The following is a 3,482-nucleotide window of genomic DNA, read 5'->3' as shown; positions in this document are numbered from 1 at the left end:
AGTCGCAGCAATCAGGACCGCACAGAACAGCGCGACACAACCCGCCGCCACGCAGGGATAAAGTACTGATGGATCGTCCATAGGACTCCTATTGTTTGAAACAGAAAAAAACCGTCCGGACAAACAGTTCCTAGTGAACGCTGATCGATGCCATGAATGGCCACGGACTGCACATGCTGTCCTCACCGGCTATGGCAGACCGTTGCAGCGCACTGATTGCAGCCAGCGAACCCATGTGCGTGTTCACTTCAGCTGCGCATTTTTCGCAGAATATCTGGAGCGTGGCCGCGAGCAGGGCGCGATCCTTCGCCAGTCCTTCATTCCGCGTCAATGCGCGTGCCATTTCAGTAATGCCAGCAAAAGCCTCAGCCTGGCGACGCGCAAATTCAGCGCTCTTTTCAAGCAGGACATGAAATGAGGCATTTTCCTGCGCAAGCTGGAGACTGCCTTCGGCAAGTTCAGCGAAGGTGGTGGAGATTTCTTTCTTGTTCACGGCGTCCTGTTCCTGTCTGTGAGGAAAAGACCCACGACCGGAGAAGGGGGGAGCGGGCACAATAGCGGGGTTGACAGACCGGGACCAAGACCAACAGACCGGCGAGCCTTGCGGCTCCCCCAACAGCGCGAACTGGTTCGAGAGGCTCTCAGGCAAGGCACATTGAGTACCATAAGTGATCTACGTCAACCTTCGACAGGGTGGAACGATGCATATCGAGGAATCGCTTCTGTTCGAACGCGTCCGCTTCGAGTTAACCAACCATGAAGTCATGTGACGTGATGGTTTTTTTATAAGCAATTCGATTCGCGGATGCCCCGTGTGCTGTTGCTGTCTATAGCAATAAGGACGCGCGATACCTCTAAATGAAAAGTGTTTGCGCCAAGCACTGCAACGCCGTGCTCAAGTGCCGGGAGCGTTCGTGCAGCCACACGTGCTCCCGGAGAATTCGGTTACTTCGGCGGCGGCAACGAAGGATCGAGCTTGGCCGAATCCCTGACGAGCTGATCCGTCATCGCGGCCGCGACCGGGTTCGAGCCCGGGCCTGGCTTCGAGCTACGTTGGTCCATGGCGGCGCGAGCGGCCGACATATCCGGCGGAGGCAACGATGGGTCGAGCTTCGCCGATTCCCTGACCAGTTCGTCCGTTTCCGGCGTCGAGCCTTGAGTCGTTATCGCGCGACGGTCCAGACCGTTTCGTCCACTCTGGGCGCGCTGCGCCCGAACTACCTTCGGCGCACCCGCGTCCTGCACGTTCACCGACGCGACTGCCGTCGACGGAGCCTGCTTCGGTTGTGCCTCCGGTTTCGGTTGTCCGGTGACTTGTGCGGCGGCCGGACTGGACGCGGGCGCGGCCGTCATAGGCGCAGGTGCCACTGCCAGAGCGGGAGGTGGAGCGGGAACCACCGGCTGCTGCGAGATGGCAGTGCTTTTCGTGATTGCGCCGGATGGCTCCGACTGGCTGATGCTGCCTTCCGTCACGTGATCGCCCACGCGCGAATCGACGACGGGAGGGCGTGCGGATTCATCGATGGCGGCCGCCGTGACTTCTGCCATTGCGCGGCGGTCCGCCTGAAGGAGCATCAGGTATGTGGTCCCTGCTGCTACGAGCAGGAGCCCTCCAATAATCATCAAAATCTTTCGAGTATTCATCATACTTACTGACGGACCTTCAATCAACGTGAGCCAGTCATGATAAACGACTGATCGCGGCTTTCATCAGACGAATGACAGCAATGGCGGACATGACGAGCAGGAACGGGCGAGCGATATCCAGAGAATTACCGGGTCGTCCGTCCGTGCTGTAGAAGCGGGCATTCGTGCAGGCCGGCTGTTCTGATTGGTCTAATTGCGAACGCCATCCGATGCACAAGAGACACGCGAGCGATCGGTGTTCGAGCAGTAAGCGACGCTCAAATGTCTTCAAAGACACGCGGACGTATGACCGCAACTGGCCGGCATGCGACCTCTGCAATGCGTGCACATCAAAACGTGGCCAGTTTGGGGAAAATGCATAATGTCCGCGGAGGCACAATCGGCATGTCGGCTGGGCGTGCCCTGACGGGAGGTATGGATGCTCGAGGTTGCGGAATTCGTCGCTACTTTGACTTGTGCGGTTTTTGCTGGCGCCGCAATCTACGTCAGCCTTGTCGAGCATCCAGCTCGGATGCAATGCGACACCAGGACGGCTGCGACGGTTTGGGCGCCAAGCTACGCCCGCGCGACGATGATGCAGGCACCACTGGCCGTTGCGAGCTGCACTGCTGGTATTGTGGCGTGGTCGCTCGATGCAGGCGTAATCTGGCTGGTCGGCGCTCTGCTGATAGGCAGTGTCGTGCCGTTCACATTGATCGTGATCAGGCCCACCAACGCGCAGCTACTGATGCAAGGGCGTGATCTCGCGTCGGCTGAAACGCGGACATTACTTGAGAAGTGGGGCCGACTTCACGCAGTTCGCAGCGTGTTGAGCCTTGCTGCATCGCTGCTTTTTCTGGCAACCATCCTGCACGTTTGATGCCGACCATGCAGATGCCCGGCGCGCAACGGACGCCGCAAACCACCGGCCATGAAGAGCCATTCGCCCGAACCCAGGTTTGGACATTCAGGTGTCGGGTGCCGCTAGGGAGCGGCCACTGAATTCGCTGGGTTGAAGGTAGGTTCATCGGCCTTTTCGGTCATCGCCAGATGTGCGCGCAGTGGCTCGCGAGTGACCAGGGCGTCGACGGCGCGACTAGCCTTGTCGCAACGGATCCGACCAGCGGGATCCGCCTCATTCCGTCAGACGATTGGGACTTCTGCAGAAGATCAATGAGGGCCGCGCTTGTTGAATGACGCGCATATTCCGACTACTATTGTTTTCGCTCCCCAGGGCCAGCTACCTCATCGAAATCAGCACGCTGGCCGTAGAGTTCAATAAGGGATACGCCGTGCGCTGGACGTGAGGAGCGTAGACGATGCTACAAAAACTAAAAACCGTCGTCACTTCAAATGTCACCGCCCTCCTGTTCGCTTCTGCGACCGCCATCACTGCAACGACGGGATGGTTAGGCCAACTCCGCACCGCCTCGATCTACGCGGTTTGCGGACTTATTTCGGTCTACGCGCTAACCTGGTTGTTCTTTCTAGCGAGGGATACGTTAATGGTTCGCGCAATGGCAGGGGGGAACTTGAAATATCCGGTTTGCTACAGGAAAGTTGATCATGACTGGCGCATCAGCGAGGCAGGCGACTTCTATGGGAGGTATTCATTCGAATGCCAAAATGTAAGTGCGTCGGATCTGTCCGTTATACCTTTCGACGAAATCTGGATCAACTCTTACGAGAAGGTGGACATCACTACGCGCGTTTCAGCGGACGAGAAGAAATTTTCGATCCGGGAAAGCCGCCAGAGTTTATACGGATTCGCGTTAAAGATGTTATCTCGAGCGCTTGATGTTCAAGCGATATCCTGGTCACAAGTAGTCGATCCACCAATACCCCCTAGAGACTCG

The 3,482-nt window shown here is 57.6% G+C and carries 4 protein-coding genes; 2 read left to right on the top strand and 2 right to left on the bottom strand.

The window, feature by feature from the left end; translation table 11 throughout:
• Nucleotides 1-130: 130 nt before the first annotated feature.
• Both P0D89_RS51690 and P0D89_RS51685 read right to left on the bottom strand, forming a co-directional pair.
• Nucleotides 131-493 carry a hypothetical protein gene (locus P0D89_RS51690; protein ID WP_408360099.1) on the bottom strand — a complete coding sequence of 121 codons (363 nt, stop codon included), beginning with the start codon at nucleotides 491-493 and terminating at the stop codon, nucleotides 131-133.
• 452 nt (nucleotides 494-945) lie between these two features.
• Nucleotides 946-1,548: a hypothetical protein gene (locus P0D89_RS51685; protein WP_408360097.1), complete on the bottom strand. Its 603-nt coding sequence runs from the start codon at nucleotides 1,546-1,548 to the stop codon at nucleotides 946-948.
• 517 nt (nucleotides 1,549-2,065) lie between these two features.
• Here P0D89_RS51685 and P0D89_RS51680 point away from each other — a divergent pair.
• Together P0D89_RS51680 and P0D89_RS51675 are read left to right on the top strand one after the other, a co-directional pair.
• Complete coding sequence (locus tag P0D89_RS51680; protein WP_408360095.1) at nucleotides 2,066-2,506, top strand: anthrone oxygenase family protein; 441 nt, start codon at nucleotides 2,066-2,068, stop codon at nucleotides 2,504-2,506.
• A gap of 439 nt (nucleotides 2,507-2,945) precedes the next feature.
• Nucleotides 2,946-3,482 (top strand): hypothetical protein (locus tag P0D89_RS51675; RefSeq protein ID WP_408379424.1); only part of this gene is annotated, 537 nt, incomplete at its 3' end.

The sequence above is a fragment of the Paraburkholderia sp. RL18-085-BIA-A genome, assembly GCF_046027075.1.
Classification (GTDB): Bacteria; Pseudomonadota; Gammaproteobacteria; order Burkholderiales; family Burkholderiaceae; genus Paraburkholderia.
The sequence above is the reverse complement of the archived record's forward strand: the minus strand, read 5'-3'. Positions and strand labels throughout refer to the sequence as shown.

Coding starts and splice junctions, on each gene's coding strand:
- P0D89_RS51685 (WP_408360097.1), bottom strand. CDS start 1,548: ATGGCAGAAGTCACGGCGGCCGCCATCGATGAATCCGCACGCCCTCCC.
- P0D89_RS51680 (WP_408360095.1), top strand. CDS start 2,066: ATGCTCGAGGTTGCGGAATTCGTCGCTACTTTGACTTGTGCGGTTTTT.